The 21,055-nt window shown below is 65.6% G+C and carries 21 protein-coding genes and 1 pseudogene; 17 read left to right on the forward strand and 5 right to left on the reverse strand.

Annotation, left to right across the window (positions count from 1 at the left end; translation table 11 throughout):
* Positions 1–43: 43 nt before the first annotated feature.
* From BTH42_RS12970 to BTH42_RS13010, 9 genes are all read left to right on the forward strand, one after another.
* Complete coding sequence (locus tag BTH42_RS12970; protein WP_083654776.1) at positions 44–565, forward strand: MarR family winged helix-turn-helix transcriptional regulator; 522 nt, start codon at positions 44–46, stop codon at positions 563–565.
* Between the two features lie 573 nt (positions 566–1,138).
* The gene (locus BTH42_RS12975; RefSeq protein WP_075299836.1) at positions 1,139–1,855 is read left to right on the forward strand and encodes an ABC transporter permease; all 717 of its coding nucleotides are present in this window, start codon (positions 1,139–1,141) and stop codon (positions 1,853–1,855) included.
* Positions 1,852–2,748: a glycine betaine ABC transporter substrate-binding protein gene (locus BTH42_RS12980; RefSeq protein WP_075299838.1), complete on the forward strand. Its 897-nt coding sequence runs from the start codon at positions 1,852–1,854 to the stop codon at positions 2,746–2,748. The genes BTH42_RS12975 and BTH42_RS12980 overlap by 4 nt, the downstream gene beginning before the upstream one ends.
* Positions 2,749–2,762: 14 nt before the next feature.
* The gene (locus tag BTH42_RS12985) at positions 2,763–3,416 is read left to right on the forward strand and encodes an ABC transporter permease (protein ID WP_075299840.1); all 654 of its coding nucleotides are present in this window, start codon (positions 2,763–2,765) and stop codon (positions 3,414–3,416) included.
* On the forward strand, positions 3,413–4,606 hold the full coding sequence (locus BTH42_RS12990) for a betaine/proline/choline family ABC transporter ATP-binding protein (protein WP_075299842.1): 1,194 nt from the start codon (positions 3,413–3,415) through the stop codon (positions 4,604–4,606). Before BTH42_RS12985 ends, BTH42_RS12990 begins: the two co-directional genes overlap by 4 nt.
* 406 nt (positions 4,607–5,012) lie before the next feature.
* Positions 5,013–5,582 carry a FecR domain-containing protein gene (locus BTH42_RS12995; protein WP_083654777.1) on the forward strand — a complete coding sequence of 190 codons (570 nt, stop codon included), beginning with the start codon at positions 5,013–5,015 and terminating at the stop codon, positions 5,580–5,582.
* Positions 5,579–6,205, forward strand: a complete 627-nt coding sequence (locus tag BTH42_RS13000) for an OmpA family protein (protein WP_083654778.1) — start codon at positions 5,579–5,581, stop codon at positions 6,203–6,205. The genes BTH42_RS12995 and BTH42_RS13000 overlap by 4 nt, the downstream gene beginning before the upstream one ends.
* Positions 6,206–6,243: 38 nt before the next feature.
* Positions 6,244–7,737: a CHASE2 domain-containing protein gene (locus BTH42_RS13005; protein WP_083654779.1), complete on the forward strand. Its 1,494-nt coding sequence runs from the start codon at positions 6,244–6,246 to the stop codon at positions 7,735–7,737.
* Between the two features lie 132 nt (positions 7,738–7,869).
* Entirely contained in the window at positions 7,870–9,633 is a 1,764-nt protein-coding gene (locus BTH42_RS13010) for a site-specific integrase (RefSeq protein WP_075299844.1), read from the forward strand.
* 16 nt (positions 9,634–9,649) lie between these two features.
* Here the strand turns inward: BTH42_RS13010 and BTH42_RS13015 are convergent, their stop codons facing one another.
* Together BTH42_RS13015 and BTH42_RS13020 are read right to left on the reverse strand one after the other, a co-directional pair.
* Positions 9,650–9,889, reverse strand: a complete 240-nt coding sequence (locus BTH42_RS13015; RefSeq protein ID WP_075299846.1) for a hypothetical protein — start codon at positions 9,887–9,889, stop codon at positions 9,650–9,652.
* A gap of 40 nt (positions 9,890–9,929) precedes the next feature.
* Positions 9,930–10,223, reverse strand: coding sequence for a hypothetical protein (locus tag BTH42_RS13020; RefSeq protein WP_143752034.1), 294 nt, complete (start codon positions 10,221–10,223; stop codon positions 9,930–9,932).
* Between BTH42_RS13020 and BTH42_RS13025 the strand changes: the two genes are divergently transcribed.
* Positions 10,222–11,178 carry a universal stress protein gene (locus BTH42_RS13025; RefSeq protein ID WP_075299850.1) on the forward strand — a complete coding sequence of 319 codons (957 nt, stop codon included), beginning with the start codon at positions 10,222–10,224 and terminating at the stop codon, positions 11,176–11,178. The genes BTH42_RS13020 and BTH42_RS13025 overlap by 2 nt on opposite strands.
* Here the strand turns inward: BTH42_RS13025 and BTH42_RS13030 are convergent.
* Complete coding sequence (locus tag BTH42_RS13030) at positions 11,173–11,508, reverse strand: hypothetical protein (protein WP_075299852.1); 336 nt, start codon at positions 11,506–11,508, stop codon at positions 11,173–11,175. The two genes, BTH42_RS13025 and BTH42_RS13030, sit on opposite strands and share 6 nt — an antisense overlap.
* Positions 11,509–11,721: 213 nt before the next feature.
* Here BTH42_RS13030 and BTH42_RS13035 point away from each other — a divergent pair, with 213 nt between their 5' ends.
* From BTH42_RS13035 to BTH42_RS13055, 5 genes and pseudogenes are all read left to right on the forward strand, one after another.
* The gene (locus BTH42_RS13035; RefSeq protein WP_075299854.1) at positions 11,722–12,561 is read left to right on the forward strand and encodes a universal stress protein; all 840 of its coding nucleotides are present in this window, start codon (positions 11,722–11,724) and stop codon (positions 12,559–12,561) included.
* Positions 12,562–12,740: 179 nt separating this feature from the next.
* A pseudogene (locus BTH42_RS13040) lies at positions 12,741–13,991 on the forward strand (PAS domain S-box protein); the annotation flags it as partial.
* A complete protein-coding gene (locus BTH42_RS13045; protein ID WP_075299858.1) occupies positions 13,969–14,616 on the forward strand; it encodes a response regulator transcription factor in 648 nt (215 codons plus the stop codon). The pseudogene BTH42_RS13040 and the gene BTH42_RS13045, both read left to right, overlap by 23 nt.
* 182 nt (positions 14,617–14,798) lie before the next feature.
* Positions 14,799–15,581, forward strand: a complete 783-nt coding sequence (fnr, locus tag BTH42_RS13050) for a fumarate/nitrate reduction transcriptional regulator Fnr (RefSeq protein WP_075299860.1) — start codon at positions 14,799–14,801, stop codon at positions 15,579–15,581.
* A 114-nt stretch (positions 15,582–15,695) separates the two neighbouring features.
* Positions 15,696–16,796 carry a PAS domain-containing sensor histidine kinase gene (locus BTH42_RS13055; RefSeq protein ID WP_075299862.1) on the forward strand — a complete coding sequence of 367 codons (1,101 nt, stop codon included), beginning with the start codon at positions 15,696–15,698 and terminating at the stop codon, positions 16,794–16,796.
* Here the strand turns inward: BTH42_RS13055 and BTH42_RS13060 are convergent.
* Both BTH42_RS13060 and BTH42_RS13065 read right to left on the reverse strand, forming a co-directional pair.
* A complete protein-coding gene (locus tag BTH42_RS13060) occupies positions 16,756–17,271 on the reverse strand; it encodes a universal stress protein (RefSeq protein ID WP_075299872.1) in 516 nt (171 codons plus the stop codon). The genes BTH42_RS13055 and BTH42_RS13060 overlap by 41 nt on opposite strands.
* Before the next feature lie 338 nt (positions 17,272–17,609).
* Positions 17,610–18,572, reverse strand: coding sequence for a D-glycerate dehydrogenase (locus BTH42_RS13065; protein WP_075299874.1), 963 nt, complete (start codon positions 18,570–18,572; stop codon positions 17,610–17,612).
* Between the two features lie 315 nt (positions 18,573–18,887).
* Between BTH42_RS13065 and BTH42_RS13070 the strand changes: the two genes are divergently transcribed.
* A complete protein-coding gene (locus BTH42_RS13070) occupies positions 18,888–19,646 on the forward strand; it encodes an SDR family oxidoreductase (RefSeq protein WP_075299876.1) in 759 nt (252 codons plus the stop codon).
* Between the two features lie 50 nt (positions 19,647–19,696).
* Positions 19,697–21,013: an MFS transporter gene (locus BTH42_RS13075; RefSeq protein WP_075299878.1), complete on the forward strand. Its 1,317-nt coding sequence runs from the start codon at positions 19,697–19,699 to the stop codon at positions 21,011–21,013.
* The last annotated feature ends 42 nt before the right edge of the window (positions 21,014–21,055 follow it).

A 21,055-nucleotide genomic window follows, 5' to 3' on the forward strand; every position in this document is an offset into this window, starting at 1 on the left:
CAAGACACCTCCCAGCCCGCTTTCAGCCGGAACCGCAACGACCATGGCAGTAGCATCCGATACGCCCCGCAAACGAAACAGAACGCGCGCCGCGGCGCGCGATAACGCAACGATTCCCGGCATCGACGATGCGTGGCGAGCGACGAATATCGGCAGACTGCTCAATGAAGCCGTTCACCGCTTCGAGGAAAGCGTGCTGGAAAAGATGGCGCGCGGCGGTCACGGCGAATGCACGCTCAGTCACATCACGGTGACGCGCAACCTCGATCTCGACGGAACGCGCGCGGTCGAGCTGGCACGCCGCGCGTCGATGACGAAGCAGTCGATCGGCGAACTCGTCACCCAGCTCGAGACGCTCGGCATCGTGATGCGCGAACCGGACCCGACGGACGGACGCGCGAAGATCGTGCTGTTCACAGCGAAAGGCCGGGACTGGCTCGACCATTTCCACGCCGCGGTGGAAGCAACCGAACAGGAACTGGCGGATGCGCTCGGCCCGACGCTCTACAAGGCAATCAAGCGCGGACTGCTGAAATATGCGCACGGCGGCGCTGACCTGACCTGACCGGATCTGACGCGACGCGAGTCGCGCTATCGAGCCCCTCCAGACTGACCCGGTGCTCGCGCGCAACCGATTAATTCGCACTCCAGATCAGCGTATTCGTTGCACGCCACACGACGACGGCGCTCACGCGCGCAGCCTCTGGATTAACCGCATGGGTAGACGAATCAGCATACCCCGACTATAATCGCCGCACCCTAACCGCGAAATCGCAGCCAAATAGGCTACGTTAGAAGGGGTTGAATACAAGTTATACGAAACGCCGTATTCGACCCAGCACCGGCCCTAAAACCGGTTTCCCAAGGGGCTTGCCAAGCCCTGCCGGACAAGCGGCTCAACGCCGCCGTCCACTCATCGAAGGATCTGGCACCAGTATTGCTACCGCACACTGGCAAGCCATCGAGGACAACGCATCGTGCCGCGTCCTCGCGTCGGGCAAGTCGTACAGAGTCCCGGCATCACTCGGTTCAATTCGCGGCACCTGCCGCGTCCCGAACTTCCCATTCGCAGCGCCTTAATGGCGCCTGTGCGGCGTGGCCTATTGCGCGCGTCGCTCGAACACGGAGGCGCATCTTCATGATTCATCGTCCTGCCAGACTGATCGGCAGTCTCGTGGCTCTCGGCATCGTCGTTGCATTGCTGGGTCACGTCATCGACCCCGCCGCGTTGCATCAATACGCGCCGGATCTCGCCTACTACACGAAACGGCATCTGCTGCTGGTCGGCTATTCGATGGCGGCCGCGCTGCTGGTCGGCATCCCGTGCGGCGTGATGCTGAGCCGGCCCGCGTTCGCGCGTCACGCCGAGCGCTTCATGCAGATCTTCAACATCGGTAACACCGTGCCTTCGTTGGCAGTACTGGCGATCGCGCTCGGCGTCTTCGGGATCGGCGATATTCCGGCGCTGGTCGCGCTGTTCCTCGCGTCGCTGCTGCCGATCACCCGCAACGCGTACGAAGGGATGAAGAACGTGTCGCCCGCGTTGAAGGAAGCGGCGCGCGGCATCGGCATGACCGGCTGGCAGTCGCTCGTGCGCGTCGAGTTGCCCAATGCACTGCCGATCATCATCGGCGGTGTGCGCACCGCGCTCGCGATCAACGTCGGCAGCGCGCCGCTCGCCTATCTGATCGGCGCCGACAGCCTCGGCACGCTGATCTTCCCGGGCATCTATCTGAACAATCAGCAGCAGCTTCTGCTCGGCGCGGCGGCGACCGCGATTCTCGCGCTGGTACTCGACGGCATCGTCGCGGCCGGCAGCCGCTACATGCTCGCGCGACGCGGGGTGGCCGCATGATCAATCTGCTCAAACCGAACCGCTGGCTCGCGGCCGGCGCGTTGTTGCTCGCAAGCCTGCACGCGAGCGCGACGACACTGGTGGTCGGCGGTAAAAATTTCACCGAGCAGTACGTGCTCAACGAAATTACCGCGCAATATTTACGCTCGAAGGGCTACACGATCGATGCGCGTGCCGGTCTCGGCAGCACGCTGATGCGCAGCGCGCAGGAGAACGGCCAGATCGACGTGGTGTGGGAATACACGGGCACGTCCGCGCTGGTCTACAACAAGATCACCGAAAAGCTCGACGCCAAAGCGATGTACGAACGCGTGAAGGAGCTCGACGCGAAGCGCGGCCTCGTCTGGCTCGATGCGTCGCCGTTGAACGACACGTACGCGCTCGGCCTGCCGCAAAAGTACGCCGAGGAGACCGGCATCCGCACGATCTCGCAGCTCGCCGCGAAGATCGCCGCCGAGCCGGACAAGAAGCATGTGTTCGCGATGGACGCCGAGTTTGCCAATCGCCCGGACGGCCTGAAGCCGCTCGAAGCGGCGTACGGAATGAGCTTCAGCCGCGCCGAAACGCGCCAGATGGATCCGGGCCTCGTGTACACGGCGTTGCATAACGCGCAGGTGCCGATCGGTCTGATTTACACGACGGACGGCCGCGTGAAGGGCTTCGACATCGTGCCGCTCGAAGACGACCTGCACCATTTCCCCGCGTACAACGCGACGCCGGTGGTGCGTAAGGCCACGCTCGACCAGAACCCGAAGCTCGCCGCGCAACTGAACGCGCTGTCGGCGGTACTGAACAACGACGTGATGCTGGAGATGAACAAGCAGGTCGATATCGACGGCAAGCCGGTGCGTGAAGTCGCGGCCGAATTCCTGCGCGCCCACCCGTTGCCCTGAGCGGAGACCTTTTGATGACTGTATTCGACTATCTGTCGGCCAACTGGCCGGAACTGCTGCAACTGACCGCGCAACACGTGTGGCTGGTGGGGATCGCGGTGGGCTGCGCGATCGTCGTCGGCGTACCGTTGGGGATCCTGATCAATCGCCACGAATGGCTGGCCGCGCCGTTGCTGAGCATCGCGACCGTGGTGCTGACCTTGCCGTCGATCGCGCTGTTCGGCCTGATGATTCCGCTGTTCTCGCGCTTCGGCCAGGGCGTCGGCGCGGTGCCGGCGATCACCGCCGTGTTCCTCTATTCGCTGCTGCCGATCATGCGCAACACCTACCTCGCGCTGCGCAACGTGGACGCCGGCATCAAGGAGGCCGGCCTCGGCATCGGCATGACCGTCTGGCAACGGTTGCGTCTGGTCGACCTGCCGCTCGCGGTGCCGGTGATTCTCGGCGGTGTGCGCACCGCTGTCGTGATGAACATCGGCGTGATGACGATCGCCGCGGTGATCGGCGCGGGAGGTCTGGGCAACCTGATCATCCGTGCGATCGGCCAAAGCAACATGATGAAACTGTTGGTCGGCGCGGTGCTCGTGAGCGTGCTCGCGATCGTCGCCGACCTGCTGCTGCAAGCGCTGCAACGCCTGCTGACACCGAAGGGAGTGCAAAAGACATGATCGAACTCGACAAACTGACAAAGACCTTTACGCAGAAGGACGGCCAGCAGATCAAGGCGGTCGATTCGGTGAGCCTCACCGTCGGCGAAGGCGAAATCTGCGTGTTTCTCGGGCCTTCGGGCTGCGGCAAGACCACCACGCTGAAGATGATCAACCGCCTGATCGCACCGACCTCGGGCCGCGTGCTGATCAATGGCGAAGATACGTCGGGCCTGAACGAGGTCGAGTTGCGCCGCCATATCGGCTACGTGATCCAGCAGATCGGTCTGTTCCCGAACATGACGATCGAGGAGAACATCACGGTCGTGCCGCGTCTGCTCGGCTGGGACAAGAAGCGCTGCCGCGAGCGGGCCACCGAACTGATGTCGATGGTCGCGCTCGATCCGAAGCAGTACCTGAAGCGCTATCCGCGCGAGTTGTCCGGCGGACAGCAACAGCGTATCGGCGTGATTCGCGCACTGGCCGCCGATCCGCCGGTGCTGCTGATGGACGAGCCGTTCGGCGCGGTCGATCCGATCAACCGCGAATCGATCCAGAACGAGTTCTTCCAGATGCAGCGTCAGCTGAACAAGACGGTGATCATGGTGAGCCATGACATCGACGAAGCGATCAAGCTCGGCGACCGGGTCGCCGTGTTCCGCCGTGGCCAGCTGGTGCAATACGATCACCCGGATACGCTGCTCGCGCATCCGCGCGACGATTTCGTCGGCGCGTTCGTCGGTCAGGACAGCACGTTGAAGCGTCTGTTGCTGGTGAAGGCCGGCGACGCCGCCACCCAGCCGGAAACCGCGCGCGCCGATCTGCCGCTCACTCGCGCGTTCCAGATCATGGACGACAGCGACAACCGCTATCTGACGGTCGTCGACGACAACCAGCAGGCGCTCGGCTACGTGACGCGCCGCGCGGCGCGCGCGGGCCAAGGCGTGTGCGGCGATCATCTGACGCCGTTCAAGGCGACCGCCAGCGCCGACGAGCATCTGCGCATCGTGCTGTCGAAGATGTATCAGTTCAACTCGTCGTGGATGCCGGTGCTGGACGCGGACGGCCGCTATATCGGCGAAGTCACGCAGGATTCGATCGCCGACTATCTGAGCTCCGGGCGTTCGCGTCAGCAGACCGGCCAGCCGGCGATCGTGTCGCCCGCGGTGGTTGCCGCCGAAGCGGCCGCCGCGCAGGCTGCGGTGTCGTAATGCTTGCGTAGGGCGACGCGCATTTGTCCGTGCATCATTAATTCGGGCGGGCGCGGCCTCGGTATGAATCGAGGTCGCCGCTCATCCGCAACGCGTGGCTGACATCACGAGGCGCCACCCGCCAATGCCGCCATTTCAAGGCCGATAACGCCTGGCGGCTCACACCCCCGCCTCATACGCCTCTCACGAAATGCGCGCAACCGCACAGAACGGCGCGCGCCGGTCACCCTACTCTTTTCGTTGCAGCACAAACGACGCCCCGCTTTTTTGCCGGGTCTCCGTTTGCGCCTGCCCAGCACCTGTCTCAACGCACGCGCAGTCGGTCGTTTCCGGTCACAGCCCCACGTCGGCATCGGCAAGCCGCGCCGCCGCGTGGAATTAGCGTTTTCGCCAGCAGGTGTCACCGATGCATGCCCGCTCGATCACCCGTGTCCCGACTGTCGCGCGTGGCCTCGTCGCGGCTACTTCCGTTAGCGCCTGTTGCGCGTTCTGCACTTTCATCGCCTCTAACGCGCTCGCCGCAGACCCCAACGCGAACGCCGCGTCTACTACCGCACCGGCAAGCGCACCCGCCGTCGCCGCCGATGTCGCCGGCGTCGTCAAAACCGTCAAGGGCACGGTGCGGATCGAGCGGCCGGCAGGCAGCGCGGCGGCGAGCATCGGCAGCGACGTATACAGCCACGACCGCGTCGTGACCGGCCCGGAATCGTCGGTCGGCATCACGCTGCGCGACACGACCCAGCTGTCCGCCGGCGCCAACACCACGCTCGAACTCGAGCAGTTCGCGTTCGACAGCAAGACCTATGACGGCGTGCTGCACGCGAGCGTCAAACACGGTTCGCTCGCGGTGATCTCCGGCAAGCTGGCCAAGGCGAATCCCGACTCGGTCCGCTTCAGCACGCCGACCACCACGCTCGGCGTGCGCGGCACGCAGTTCATTATCGAAGTCGGCGATCAACGGGAGACGGCGCCTTGAAGGCCCTGCTCCGATCCGGGCGCATCGCGCCGCCGGCAACAGCAGCGTTGTTCGTCGCGCTGAGCTGGCTGGCCGGATGCAGTACGCCGCCGGACAAGGTCATCCTGCTGCCCGATCCCGACGGCAAGGTCGGCACGATCGTCGTGCATAGCGCGAAAGGCGAGCAGACCATCAACACGGCTTATGCCGGCGTCGACGTCGCACAGAACGGCAAGATCGAAGCGACAGCCGATAGTCAGCAGACCGTACAAACGCGTTACAGCGATCTGCTCGCGGCGCGCCCACCGCGACCGCAGACCTTCACGCTGTTCTTCCTGTTCGACTCCGCCACCGAACTGGCGCCGCAGTCGCCGGCCACCGTCGAGAAAATGAAAACGGTGCTGGCGAACTGGCCCGCGCCGCAGGTCGTCGTGATCGGCCACACCGATCTGGCGGGCTCGGACGAGTTCAACGACCGGCTGTCGATGCGGCGCGCGCAAAGCGCGGCGGCGTTCCTCGTCAAGCAGGGCATTCCCGCCAAGCAGATCGAGACCGCCGCGCGCGGCAAACGCGAGCCGCTCGTGCCGACGCCGGACGGCGTGCCCAACCGGATGAACCGGCGGGTCGTCATCACGATTCAATGAGCACTCCTGCCCGGCGCCGCTGACGGCCCTCGCCTGCGATGAAACGCTTCCACGACCTCCGGCACGCGCGCATCGGCAGACTGCTGAAAGCGATGCAGGGGCGACCGATCGCATTGATCGTGCTGGTCGGCCTGAGTCTGCTGAACCTGATCAGCGAATGGCCGAGCGACATTGCGCGTCCGTCGTTTGTCGATACGGTCGACGAAGCCCTGCCCGACTCGTTCAAATCGGCTCGGCAACTGCTGTTCGATCAGTACGAGCGCCACTATCCGCGCGTGCCGGACGCGCAGCCGGTGATCATCGTCGAGATCGACGAGGAGACGCTCGCGGCCACCGGCCAGTGGCCGTGGCCGCGCAACCGCCTCGCCGGTCTGATCGACGCGATTGCGGCGCAGAAACCACTGGCGATCGGACTCGACATCTATATGCCAGAGCCGGACGAGACCTCTCCCGAGCGCGTCGCCGACAACCTGCCGCCCGGCAGCACCGCACTCGCCGCCGCGTTGCGCGCGCTGCCGACACACGACGGGATTCTCGCCGCGTCGTTGCACGCGGCGCCGACGATCCTCGGCGCGGCCGCGCTCGATCATCCCGCGGTCGAGACCCGCACCTCACTGCGCAGCGCGCCGATCCTGCTGCACGGCAACGCTACGCTCGCTCGCGTGCCGCGCTTCGACTATGTGCTCGCGAGCCTGCCGATGCTGCAGGCGGCCGCGCATGGACAGGCGCTGCTGAGCGTCGCGTTGGAACAAGGCGTGGTCCGGCATTTGCCGCTCGTGATGGGACTTGGCGACAAACTCGTGCCGAGTCTGCCGATCGAAATGCTGCGCGTCGCGACCGGGTCGCCTGCCATCGATGTCTATACCGACCGCTCGGGCGTGCAAACAGTCGGCGTCGCGGATGCGCTGGTGCCGACGCAACCGGGCGGCGACATCTGGCTGCATTTCGCGTCGATCCACTCGACGCTGGCGCGCTACGTGTCGGCGCGCGAGGTGCTGCAACGCACGGTCGACCCGCAACGCTTTCGCGACAAACTCGTGCTGGTCGGCCTGACCGGCGCCGGCGTGACCGACATGCGCACGACGCCGCTCGGCGAACTCGTGCCGGGGATCGAGATTCAGGCGCAGGTGATCGAGACGATCTTCGAAGGCCGTTTCCTGCGCCGCCCGACATGGCTGAAATGGGCGGAGACCGGCTTCATCATGGTGTTCGGGCTGCTGATCATCTGGTACGTGCCACGCAAGGGCACGCGGCTGCCGTCGTTTATGAAGGCGGTGCCGAGGGGACTCGCGGTGGTCGGCGTGTCGCTGCATCTGCTGAACGTGCTGTGCTGCTTTTATATTTTCGTCCGCTTCGGGTTTCTCATCGATGCGGCGGCGATTTTTATCATTCTGTCCGCTGTGATGGGGTGTTTTCTGTCACCGACGTTGCTGCATCAGCTGGAGGGCGGTGCGGGTGAGCAAGCGCCGGTCGGACAGGCGCAGCCTCCGGTTGAGTCGCAAGCTCAAGCCCAGCGCGCGCGCCGCCACTAGCCCGGCCGGCCGATAACAGCCCGAACGCGACGCCCCAGGTCAAGCATCCACATTATTCCGTGCCCGAACTTGCAGCCGCTAAGATAACTTTTCTTATCATAAGACATCGATTTACGCGTTAAACTCACGCTCATGAAATCGCGCCCCGCCACCACACCGTCACTCCCCGCCCCCACCGCCGCCACGCTGCCCAACGCCGACGAACTCGCGGTATTACGCGCGTGGTACGCGGGCCTGCCGGTACGGCAGGCGGTAGCACGCTACCTGCCCGCGCAACTGGGCGAGCACAAATCCGCGCGCGGCGTGCTCGGCAAAATCCGTCGCCAGCTGCTGGCCGTTGCGCGCTCCCTGCATCGCGCCGATCTCGCCGCGCTGCTCGACCATCCGGCCAACGAACGCGAACAGCACGCGAAGACCGTCGCGCACGTGATCGAGATCCTGCGCACCGCGCGTCCAGCCGCGCCGCAAATCGCCGACGACATCGAACAATGGCTCGCCCCGCGCGCGGTGCGCGTGCTGCGCGAACACGGCATCGCGACGCTGGCCGATCTGACCGTGCGGGTGCCGCGCCGGCGTCAATGGTGGAAAGCGGTGCCCGGCCTCGGCGCGGCGAGTGCGCGCGCGATCGAACAGTTCTTTGCCGCGTGGCCCGCGCTCACCGAAAAGGCCCGCACGCTGATCGTGGCGAGCCAGCGCAGCGACATCGTGCCGTGGGAAACGCTGAAGCTGCCGCACGAGGTCGACGGCAGCAACGGCACGTTTCGCGCGCCGGCGGCGACCTGCACGCTGGACGCATCGAACGACTACGAAGCCGTGCAGACCTGGCTCGCGCTGCAGGAGTCGCCCGCGACCCGGCGCACGTATCGCAAGGAAGCCGAGCGTCTGATCCTGTGGGCGATCGTCGAACGGGACCGCGCGCTGTCGTCGCTGACCACCGAAGACGCGATCGCGTATCGCGCGTTTCTGCGCCGTCCTGCGCCGCACGCACGCTGGGTCGGCCCGGTGCGGCCGCGTACGTCGCCGGAATGGCGGCCGTTCAACGGCAATCTGTCGGAGCGCTCGGTCGCGCACGCGCTGTCGATCCTCGGCGCGCTGATGCGCTGGCTGATCGAGCAACGCTACGTGCTCGCCAATCCGTTTTCCGGCGTGAAAGTGCGCGGCGGCAACGGCGCGGCGACGCTCGATACGTCGCATGCGTTCACCGAAGGCGAATGGGCGCTAGTGCGCACGATCGCCGACGGCCTCGAGTTTCGCGACGACGCGGCAGCGTCATCGGCAAGATCGGCACGATCGGCGCCATCGCCCTCATCCGGCTGGAGCGTGCCGGCCGCGCAGCGTCTGCGTTTTCTGCTCGATTTCGGCTATGCGACCGGCTTGCGCGCGAGCGAACTGGTCGGCGCGACGCTCGGCAACGTCAGAACGGATGCGCGCGGCGATCACTGGTTGCACGTGACCGGCAAGGGCAACAAGCTCGCGCAGGTCGCGCTGCCGCCGCTCGCGTGGGATGCGCTCGCGCGCTATCTGGCCGAACGGGGACTACCGGTTGTGGCGGTGCAATGGCGTCCGCAAACACCGGTCATCGGCAGTCTCGAAACGGACAGCGCCGCGGCGATCAGCAGCGTGCGGTTGTGGGGTGTGCTCAAGCGCTTCTTTCTGCTGGCCGCGGCCGATATCGAAGCGGATCATCCGCCTCTCGCCGCCAAACTGCGCGACGCCAGCACCCACTGGATGCGCCACACGCATGCAAGCCATGCGCTCAGCCGCGGCGCCGAACTGACGACGGTGCGGGACAATCTGCGGCACGCATCCGTGTCGACCACGTCGATCTATCTGCACAGCGATGAAGTCACCCGGGCGCGGCAGATCGGCGACGCGTTTGCAACGAGACGACGCTAGTCGCTCGTCCGCGCTTCTACACCGCGATGGTCCGGGTCGTCTTCAGCGCGATCCAGGTCATCCCTTCGCGCAGCCCTTCGAGCACCGCTTCGCGTTCGGACGCAAAGGTCGTCGCGTGGTGAAAGCCATGTTCGAAGTCGCCGCCCGGCGACGAATGCTTGACGAAGATCGTCGACTGGTAGCCGCCGCCTTGCGCCTCGTTCGTCCGCACGCTCACGGACCAGGTTCCCTGTTGCAGGTTTGCCGATAACGTCATTGGGGACTCCTTCTGTTTTTCGCCCGCGCATGCCGACCGGTCACGCGCGCCGGAAACCGCTCGCGCGCCCGGGCTTCCCGGCGCCGTGGGCCGAAACTTCAGCGTAGCCGTGCGCCGTGCCGCGCCTTTGATCCACATCAAATGCGGCCGGACGCACGGGCAAGCCGCGAACTCCCTGTGAGCCGCTGTCGAATTCGCCGGGCAGACGCGAATGAAGCGAGCGCAACCGCGGCTCCCGCGTCGACGCGAACTTGACCTCAGTCAAACACGTCGGCGCATGAGCCCGGAAAATTTCGTCCATCAGTCCGCCAACCACCCGCAAGGAGCGGATCATGAACTCCCCGCTTTCAGCCTCTCCAACATCGACGCTGCCCACCAAAGTACTGGTCGCGCTCGATCGTTCCACCGCATCGCAACATGCGCTCGCGTACGCGAGCCGTCTCGTCGCGCCGGGCGGCGCGATCCGTCTGGTCAGCATTGCGGAGAACCCGCGCACGCTGGTGCCGGCGGGATCGCTGGTACGCAGCGTGCTGGACGCCGCGCGCGACGAACTTCTGCGCGACGCGCACGACGCGCTGGCCGCCGGCGTCGAAACCCTGTCGGGTTGCGACGCGAGCGTGGACACCACGGCAATCGATCTGGCGAAGTCCGGCGGCGACGTCGTGCACGCGCTGCTCGATGCGGCCCGCGCGTGGCAGGCGGATCTGATCGTCACCGGCGCGCATCAGCATCACGGCTTGCTGCGCTGGGTCGAAGGCACCGTTTCCGCGCCGTTGGCGCGATTCGCTCCGTGCCCGATCCTGATCGTTCCCGCCGCCGCTGACGCACAGGAGCGCCCTTCGCTCCAGCGCATCCTGTTCGCGGTCGATGGCAGCGAACAGGCCAGCGCGGCGCTCCGCTATGGCGTGCGCTTCGCCACGCCGGACACGTCGTTGCGAGCAATCTATGTAGTCGATCGCGCGGAGCGCCTGAGCGGCCTCAGCGCACGCGCGCTGTCGGTCACCACGCTGGAAGACGCGTTCGCCAACGAAGGCGTGCGCGTGCTTGGCGCGGCCCGTCCCGTGTTGACGGATGCATCCGGCGGAGCGGGCACCGAACTCGTGCTGACCGAGCGCAGCGGCGACGACGTGGCCCACGCGATCGTGCGCGAGGCCGCGCGCTGGCAGGCGGACATGATCGTGATGGGCACGCACGGGCGACGCGGCGTGACCCGCTGGCTGCTGGGCAGCGTCGCCGAGCGGGTCGCGCGGCTTACGCCGGTGCCGCTGCTGCTCGTCCAGGCATCATGACGTCCGCCCATCGGCGCGGCTGTTAAACAACGCGACGACCGTTGTTTCCAGCTGTTTTTCGGCGAGATCGAACGCGCGGCGAATCGCTTCCTCCGCGTTCGCATTCGTGCAATGCGCGATCGGCCGGAGTTCGTGGGCCGCCGTGATCAGATCGAGCCGCACGTCATAGAGCGGGTTGCCGGAACGGGTGCCGAGCGCCTCGATCGCGAGATGGCAGTTCGACAGCAGCGCGCCGAACCGCGCGAGACGCACCAGTTGCGCCCCCGCCTCCGCTTCCAGTTGCGCCGCGCCGGCGAAGCCGAGATAGACGACCTGCATGCCGATGCCCATGCTTGCCTCCGCGCTCCGAAAATCGCCCGGGCACTGCCCGGCCAGTCCGCTATCAGCGCTGTTTGCCACTGGCTTATCGTGTGCCGACGCGCAACGCAGTATTTGACCTGGGTCAAACTCGGCACGCCCGCCGCTCCTAGACTCGATCTCACCACGGGCGGCCCGCCCGTTTCTGACGTTCTCAGATTCTTACGTTCTGCACGGAGCCCGGCGATGAGCTACCACAGCATCCTCGTTCACCTCGATACGAGCGCTCGCGCGCACCCGCGTCTGGAGTTCGCGTTGCAGCTCGCGCACCGCTTTCACGCGCGGCTGACCGGCTTGTTCTCGACCTACGTGCCGCCGCGCCACGCGTTTCTCGTGATGGCCGGCACCGCCGGGTATTACGCCGAGCACGAGCGCCAGCGCCACGAACGGGCCGGCGCGCTGGAGCGGCTGTTTCGTGCGGAACTCGCGCGCGCGAACGTCGACGGCGAGTGGATCGCGGCGAACGGCTATGCGAACGACGCGGTGCCGCCGTACGCGCGTCTGGCCGATCTGATCGTGCTCGGGCAGTCCAATCCGGCCGATCCCGAGTCTTTTGTCGCCGAGCAGTTCGTCGAGCACATTGTGTTGTCGGCCGGGCGTCCGGTGCTGCTGGTGCCGTCGGCGGGAACCTTCGCGGCGCCGGGCCGGCACGCGCTGATCGCCTGGGACGGCAGCCGCGAAGCGACCCGCGCGATCGCCGACGCGCTGCCGTTGCTGGTGGATGCCGCAAAAGTCACGCTGCTGACCGTCCATTCGCCACGCGACCGGACCGCGCCCGATCGCATTGCCGGCGCCGACATCGCGCAGAGCATCGCCCGTCACGGCGTGAAGGCCGACGTACGGGAGCTGAGCGTCGCAACCGATACGCCGGTCGGCGACGCGCTGCTGTCGCAGGCGTCCGAGCTCGGTTGCGACCTGATCGTGATGGGCGCGTACGCGCATTCGCGCCTGCACGAAGTCGTGCTGGGAGGCGCGACGCGCACGATGCTGCGCTCGATGACGGTGCCGGTCCTGCTGTCGCATTGACGGTGGATCGAAGCCATCCCGACGGCCCCCGTCAGCAGAACGCGATGTTCACCCGTAACGCAGATCGTCGGGCGTCGCTGGCCGGTGCGGCGCTGCGCGCTCTGCTGACCTACGCGCTCGCTACCGCCGTCGCGCTCGTCGCCAGCCGCGTGGTCGCGCGCAATCCGGCGCACGCGCACGCTGCCGCGCTGCTGCTCGTCGCCGGCATGACGGCCGCCGCGCTGCTCGCCGCGCTGGTGTGGCTGGCCGCCGCGTCGCGGGTGCTAGCCGACCCCAGGCGCGCCGAGGCGCGGATGATGGCGATCATCCGCTCGTCGATGGAAGCGATCATCACGATCGACGACTCGCAGAACATCGTGTTCTTCAATCCGGCCGCCGAGCGGATGTTCGGTGTCGGCGCGGCCGAAGCGATCGGCACGCCGCTCGCGCGCTTCGTGCCGCTGCGCTTCAGAAGCGCGCACGCGGCGCACGTCGCGAAGTTCGGCGTAACCGGCATCGCCGACACGAGGATGGGCGGCCAGCGCGTGTTGCCGGGCCTGCGCGCGAACGGCGAGGAATTCCCGCTCGAGGCATCGATTTCGCAAACCGGCGAAGACGCCGGCAAGCTGTACACGGTGATGCTGCGCGACGTCACCGCGCGGGTCGAAGCGGAACATGCGCTGCAGCAGTCGCGCGAGGAGTTGCGGCAGTTGTCGGCGAATCTGCAGAACGTGCGCGAAGCGGAACAACGCCGGATCGCGCGCGAACTGCACGACGATCTCGGCCAGCAGCTGGCCGCGTTGAAGATGGATCTGGCGACGCTTGAACAGACGCTGTGCGAACGCGGCGCGGCGCGCGCCGGAAGCGCTGCGAGAAGCATGGCCGCAACGACTGCCGCAACCACCGCCGGCGTCGCCGCGCAATTGCGCGGCATGCACGGCGTAATCGACTCCACAGTCGCGTCGCTGCGCCGGATCGCCGCCGACCTGCGCCCGGTCATGCTCGACGATCTCGGACTCGTCGCCGCGCTCGACTGGCTCGCCAACGACTTCACCCGCCGCTACGGCATCGAGGTCGCGCGCCGGATCGAACCGCTCGACGCCGCGTATTCGCGGCAACGCGCGACCGCGCTGTTTCGCATCGTTCAGGAAGCGCTGAACAACGTCGCGCGTCACGCGGACGCGAGCGCCGTCGAACTGACGCTCGACACGCGCGGCCCCGATTGCATGCTGCGGATAGCGGATAATGGCCGCGGAGCGTGTCGCCCGCCGCCGGGCGACACCCGGCACAAACCCTTCGGCCTGATCGGCGTGCGCGAACGCGCTCACACGCTCGGCGGTTCGGTCCGGATCGATACGGCCGATAACGCGGGTTTCGCCGTCACCGTGACGTTTCCCCTGCAATCGCTGCAACAGGCAGAGAGCGACCATGATCAAGGTGTTGCTGGCTGACGACCACACGCTCGTGCGCGAAGGGCTGCGCCATATCCTGCAGAAAGCCAGCGGCTTCGAGGTGGCCGGCGAGGCGGCCGACAGCGCCTCGACGATCGCGCTGATCCGCGCGACCGACGCGCAGGTGCTGGTGCTCGATCTGTCGATGCCCGGGCGCAACGGTCTCGAACTGATCCGCCAGATCAAGGACGAGAAACCCGCGCTGCGCATTCTCGTGCTGACCATGCACGCGGAGCAGCAATACGCGGTGCGCGCGTTCAAGGCGGGCGCATCCGGCTATCTGACCAAGGAAAGCGCGAGCGCCGAACTGGTCGGCGCGGTCACGAAGATCGCCGCCGGCGGCGTCTACGTGAGCCTCGCGATGGCCGAGCGCTTCGCGCAGAATCTGCAGGAGCCGGCCGACACGCTGCCGCACCAGCGGCTGTCCAATCGCGAATTCGAGGTGTTCCGGCGGATCGTCGGCGGTCAGAGCATCACCGAAATCGCCAACGAATTGTGCGTCAGCGTGAAGACGATCAGCACGCACAAGACCCGCATCCTCGAAAAAATGCAGATGCCCAACGAGAACGGGCTGCTGCGCTACGCAATCCGTCACAAGCTGTTCGACGACGAAAACGAGCTCTAATCGGCTCTTCTCCTCGCGCGTTAGGAATTTTCCTACAGCCGCTACCCGAATTCCGAGTCCCACTTAAAGCCTGGCCGATATATTTTTGAGATACAGGCACCGATACTGATTGGCACCGACACCACCGCCGCCGCGTCATCCGACGCGGCGGGCGCATTACGCGTAGCCAACCGGAGCCGATCATGCACGTTGCACAAACCTGCGAACCCGCCTACCGAACGCCTCGCCCGGCCCCCATGCTGCCGCTTCACGCGCTCGAAGCCGAGCTACCGGCGCCCCAGCGAACGCCGCGCTGCTCCGATTGCTCGCTGCGCGCGATCTGCCTGCCGCCCGATCTGACCGCGCAGCAACTCGCGAAACTCGACGCCGTGATCTGCTCGACGCGCTCGCTCAAACGCGGCGACGTGCTGTATCGCGCCGGCGACACCTTCCAGAGCATCTACGCGGTGCGCTCGGGTTCGTTCAAGACCGTGCTGATGCATCGCGACGGCCGCGAGCACGTGACCGGTTTCCAGATCGCCGGCGATGCGCTGGGTCTCGACGGCGTCTGCGCGGGCAGGCAGAACTGCGATGCGATCGCGCTCGAGGATAGCGTCGTGTGCATCATCCCGTTCGCGCAGCTCGAAGCGGTTTGCCGCGAGATGAAGCCGCTGCAGCAGCACATCCATCGGCTGATGAGCGGCGAGATCGTGCGCGAATCGAGCCAGATGATGCTGCTCGGCACGATGACCGCCGAACAGCGCGTCGCGACGTTTCTGCTGAACCTGTCGACGCGCCTGAAGGCGCGCGGCTTCTCGTCCGCCGAATTCAATCTGCGCATGACGCGCGAGGAAATCGGCTGCTATCTGGGGATGAAGCTCGAAACGGTGAGCCGGATGTTCTCGAAGTTCCAGCGCGAAAACCTCGTGAATACAAACGGCAGGACGATCCGCATCGTCGACCCGGACGGCCTCGCGCAGTTGTAGCCGCGGCTGGCCGTCGATATCGGCCAGATTCGATCCGCACGTGGAACCGCCCCGCCCGACCTGATATAACTCAAGCACACGGATACGCGCCGCGCCGGAGCGCGTGGAGGAGCGATGGGTGATTCGGGTGGCAGGTCTGCACGCGGTGCCGGTGCGGCGTCGATCTCGGACGTCCCCGTCGAGGACCGTTATTTTCTGTTGATCGAAGCGGTTCACGACTACGCGATCTTCATGCTCGACGCCGGCGGCCGCGTGGCCAGCTGGAATCCCGGCGCGCAGCGCATCAAGGGCTATACGTCCGACGAAATCATCGGCCGGCATTTCTCCACCTTCTATACCCCCGAAGACATCGCGGCCGGCAAACCCGCTCGCGCGCTCGCCAGCGCCGCCGCCGACGGCCGCTTCGAGGACGAAGGCTGGCGCGTGCGGCGCGACGGCTCGCGCTTCTGGGCCGACGTGGTCATTTCCGCGGTTCACGACGAGTCCGGCGCGCTGCTCGGTTTCGCGAAGGTGACGCGCGATCTGACCGAGCGCATGCGTCTCGCTGAACTCGAACGCGCGGACCTGGTATCCACCCAGGTGCAGATCGCCCGCGAGAGCGAACAGAAACGCGTCGCCCAGGAACTGCACGACGATCTCGGCCAGCGGCTGACCGCGCTGAAGATGAGCGTCGCGGTGCTCGAAGCGGACCTGAACGCAGGGCCGGCGACCCGGCCGCTCGCGTCGCAGGCGCATGAACTGCAAATCCAGATCGACTGGATGGCGACGTCGCTGCGGCGCATCGCGGCCGATTTGCGGCCGCCGCTGCTCGACGACCTCGGGCTCGCCGCCGCGCTCGACTGGCTCGCCGAAGACTTCACCAAACGCTACGGCGTGCGGGCGAGCGTTCATCTCGAACCGGCCGAGCCGGGCTTCGGCGAATTCGCATCGACCGCGTTGTTCCGGATCGTTCAGGAAGCGTTGACCAACGTCGCGCGGCACGCGAATGCCACGCGCGTGCGCGTCGACCTGAGATGCGCGAACGCGCTCCTTGCGCTCGATATCCAGGACAACGGCGGCGGCGCCGAGCTGGACCAGCCGCCCGCCCGGCAATCGTTCGGTCTGCTTGGCATTCGCGAGCGCGTCAGGCAGTTGCACGGCAACGTCGCGTTCTCGAGTTCACCGGGCAAAGGCTTCAGGATGTCGATCCGGATTCCGCTCGACTCGTTGCGCTAGCGTCCTCGTCGAAGCCGGGTTCGTGGCCGCCCTCTTCGCGGATCAGCAGCACCGGACAGCGCGAGAAACGCAGCACCTGTTCCGCGACGCTGCCGATCACCAGACGCCGGATCCCCCGGCGCCCATGTGTGCCCATCACGATCAGATCCGCGTCGACCTGCTGCGCGTGGCGCAGCACCGCGCTGGCGACGTCGTCGGACAGGCTGTTCGACTCGGTCATTTCCGCGCGGCATTGCACGTCCGCAACCATGCAGGCCTGCTCCGCCTCCGCCAGCACCGAGTGCCCGTCCTTGCGCAGCACCTCCATCAGCGTGATCGGATCGTAATAGCCGGCGTAGGAAAAGAGCGGCGACTTGTCGACCACATAGACCGGGTGGACGACGCCTCGCGTCAGGCCGGCAAGCCCCACGGCTTCTTTCAGTGCGCTTCTGGAGGCATTGCTGCCGTCGAGCGCGACGAGGATGTTCTGGTACATGGCGAATCTCCGGAAAGGTGAGCGATGGGCGGGCAGGCGCGTAGTTGAATCATCGACCGCGATCCGCAATTCAATTTGATCTGGGTCAATCGCCACTCCAATCCGGGCGGTGCTTAGGGCGGGCGGCGGGCCCGCCGGTGTGCTGCTACAGCGCGATAAACCTTGGCGCTGATCGGCATCTGGGTCACGTTGCTGCAAGTGCCCTATCGCTACATGTTTCCGTGCGCGATGTTCTTTATTGCGGTCGGTGTACGCGTTCATTCCGACAGATGACCGCGTGATCGAAATATGTCCGGGTCACACGCGTATGGCAACGTGCGATCCGGACAAGCCATGCATTACACCGGGTTCAACGCACTACGCCCATCGAGCACCGCGGCCACATTGTCCAGCGCGGTGAAACCCATCTGGTCGCGCGTCTCGATCGTCGCGCTCGCCATATGCGGCGTCAGAAATACATTGTCGAGCGCCGCAAAACGCTGGTCGACCTTCGGTTCGTTCCGGTACACGTCCAGACCCGCGCTGAACAGATGTCCCGAAGTGAGCGCGTCGTACAGCGCGTCTTCGTCCACCAGCCCGCCACGCGCGGCATTAACGAACACCGCGCCTTTCGGCAGCAGTCCGAACTCGTGTTTGGTCATGAGCGGCACGCCGCCGCCCGGCACGTGCAGCGTCAGCACCTGGGAATGCGGCAGCATGTCGGCGAGGCTCGGGTAATAGGTCGCGCCGTTTTCCAGCGACTCGGCCGCCCGCGCGATATCCGTGTAAATCACCCGCATGCCGAAACCCTGCGCGCGTTTCGCAACCGCGCGGCCGATGCGCCCGAAGCCGACGATACCGAGCGTTTTGCCGTTGACCCGCGTGCCCAGCATGTCGGTCATACCGAACGACTTGCCCCAGCCGTTGCGCATGATTCGTTCGTACTCCGACGCACGGCGGCAGGCCGCCAGCACCAGCAGCATCGAAAAGTCGGCCGTGCATTCGGTCAACGCGTCCGGCGCGTTCGTGACGACGATGCCCTTCGCACGGGCGGCAGCGACGTCCATGTGATCGAAACCCGCGCTCGCATTCGCGACGATCTTCACGGTCGGCGGCAGCGCGGCAATATGCTCGGCCTGCAAGCCGGATTTCTTGCCGATCAGCACCGCGGGCACGTCGTACCGGTTGCAGAAATCGACGACCGACGCGGCGTCCATATCGGACTCGGTCACGAACGCATTGAATTCGGCCTCGGCGCGCCGCCCGACCGCGGTCGGAACTTTGCGCGCAATCAGCAGCCTGGTACGGTTCTCACTCGACATGGTTTTTCCTTGAATGAACGGATGTCGAGAGACTACGAAACGGCCAACCGGACCGTCAATGTTGATTCGATCAATCAACACCCGGCACATGATGAGCCCCCGATTCGTTCCGGCGCGCACGCTGCACGCCGCGCCCCGTGCCTTCAACACCCTTTATTCATCGCACGGGCGGCAATGTGCGCCTCAGGAAAACCCTGGTGCGAATCCCATCGGCAAGGCTCTCAGATGTTGATTCAATCAATCAAGATTGCTCGATGCACGGCACGAATGCAACGCTGTTTGCCATGTTCAACTGACTGGTCGTGAGGAAGTCAAATGCCTGCATCGAAAAAATTTGCCGCTGTGACCGGCGCCGGTTCCGGTATCGGCCGCGCCGCCGCCGTCGCACTCGCCAACGCCGGCTTCACCGTCGCGCTGCTCGGCCGCCGGCTCGAACCGCTGCTGGAAACCAAAGAACTGATCAATGTCGCCGGCGGCGAGGCCGAAGCGTTTCCGGCCGACGTCTCCGACGCGGCGTCGGTCGATCAGGCATTCACGCGCATCGCCGAGACCTTCGGCCGGCTCGACGTGCTGTTCAACAACGCGGGCCGCAATGCGGGCGCGGTTCCGCTCGAAGACTACGAGGTCGAGTTCTGGAACGACGTGGTCGCGACCAATCTGACCGGCGTGTTCCTGTGCGCGCGCGCCGCGTATCGGCTGATGAAAGCGCAGTCGCCGCAAGGCGGGCGCATCATCAACAACGGCTCGATCTCGGCCCACTCGCCGCGGCCGAATACGATTGCCTATTCGGCCACCAAACACGCGGTCAGCGGCATCACCAAATCGATCGCGCTCGATGGCCGCGCGTTCAACATCGCGTGCGGGCAGATCGATATCGGCAACGCGGCGACCTCGCTGACCGAACGGATGAACAAAGGCGTGCTGCAAGCGGATGGCCGCCTCGCGCCCGAGGCACGGATGGACGTCGCGCATGTGGCGAACGCGGTCGTGCACATGGCCGGTCTGCCGCTCGAAGCGAACGTGCTCAATATGACGATCATGGCGAGCGCGATGCCGTTCGTCGGCCGCGGCTAAATTGCTTTTACGCCAATAAAAAAACAACAGGCTAATTTACGGAGACACCGATGAAAGTCGTAGAGGAACAAGCGTTGCCGCCGCATAGCGCGGCCTACGCGGACACCGCGAAACGCTCCAGAGTGCGGTATGTGGTGCTGTCGATGCTGCTGGTGGCGACGATTCTGAACTACGTGGACCGCTCGGCGCTCGGCATCGTCGCGCCGGGCCTGTCGAAAGGACTGTCGCTCGACCGGATGCAGATGGGCGAACTGTTCGCCGCGTTCGGCCTCGCGTACTCGATTGCGCTGGTGCCCGGCGGCGTGCTGACCGACGTGCTCGGCTCGCGCATCGCGTATGCGCTGTCGCTGGTCGGCTGGTCGTTCGCGACGTTCACGCAGGGTCTGGCGACCGGCTATCACATGCTGCTCGGCTCGCGGCTCGCGATCGGCGCGCTGGAGGCGCCGGCCTTCCCGTCGAATGCGCGCGCGGTGACGTTGTGGTTTCCGGCCCGCGAGCGCGGCTTCGCGACCAGCGTGTACGTGATGGGGCAATACATCGGCACACCGTTGTTTACCGGCCTGCTGCTGTGGATCTCCGCCGCATACGGCTGGCGCGCGGTGTTTTTCGTGACCGGCGGTTTCGGCATTCTGTTCAGTCTGGTCTGGTATCGCGTGTATCGCGATCCGCATCGGCACGCTGGCGTGAACGCCGCCGAGTTGCAGTACATCAACGACGGCACGACGGCTGCGCGCAAGCCACGCGAGAAGTTCAACTGGCGCATGGCGCTGAAGCTGCTCAGCTACCGGCAGATTCTCGCGATCTGTCTCGGCAAGTTCTGCAACAACACGTTGCTGGTGTTCTTCACGACGTGGTTCATGACCTACCTGATCGAAGCGCGCCATATGTCGATGATCAAGGTCGGGATCTTCCAGGCACTGCCTTTTATCGGCGCGACGGTTGGGATTCTGCTGGCGGGATCGCTGTCGGATTTCTTTATCCGCCGCGGCGTGTCGATTTCGACCGCGCGCAAGGCGCCGCTGATTGTCGGCACGCTGCTCGGCGCGTCGATCGTGCTGGTCAACTTTGTCGAGTCGAACGAGGCGGTGATCGCTATTCTGACCATTGCGTTCTTCGCGCAGGGTGTCGGCTCGATGTCGTGGGCCGCCGTCTCCGAAATCGCGCCGCGCCAATACGTTGGCCTGACGAGCAGCGTGACCAGTCTCGCTGCCAATCTCGCGGGCATCACCACGCCGCTGATGATCGGCTATATCACCCACCACACCGGCCACTTCTACTGGGCGCTGAATCTGATGGGCGCAATCTGCCTGCTCGGCGCGCTCTCTTATTCCGTGCTGCTGGGAAAACTTTCCCGCATCGAACTGTGACGCGTTCGACCGACCATTTTCTACCGACTATCCAGAGACACT

It is taken from the genome of Burkholderia sp. SRS-W-2-2016 (assembly GCF_001931485.1).
GTDB lineage: Bacteria > Pseudomonadota > Gammaproteobacteria > Burkholderiales > Burkholderiaceae > Paraburkholderia.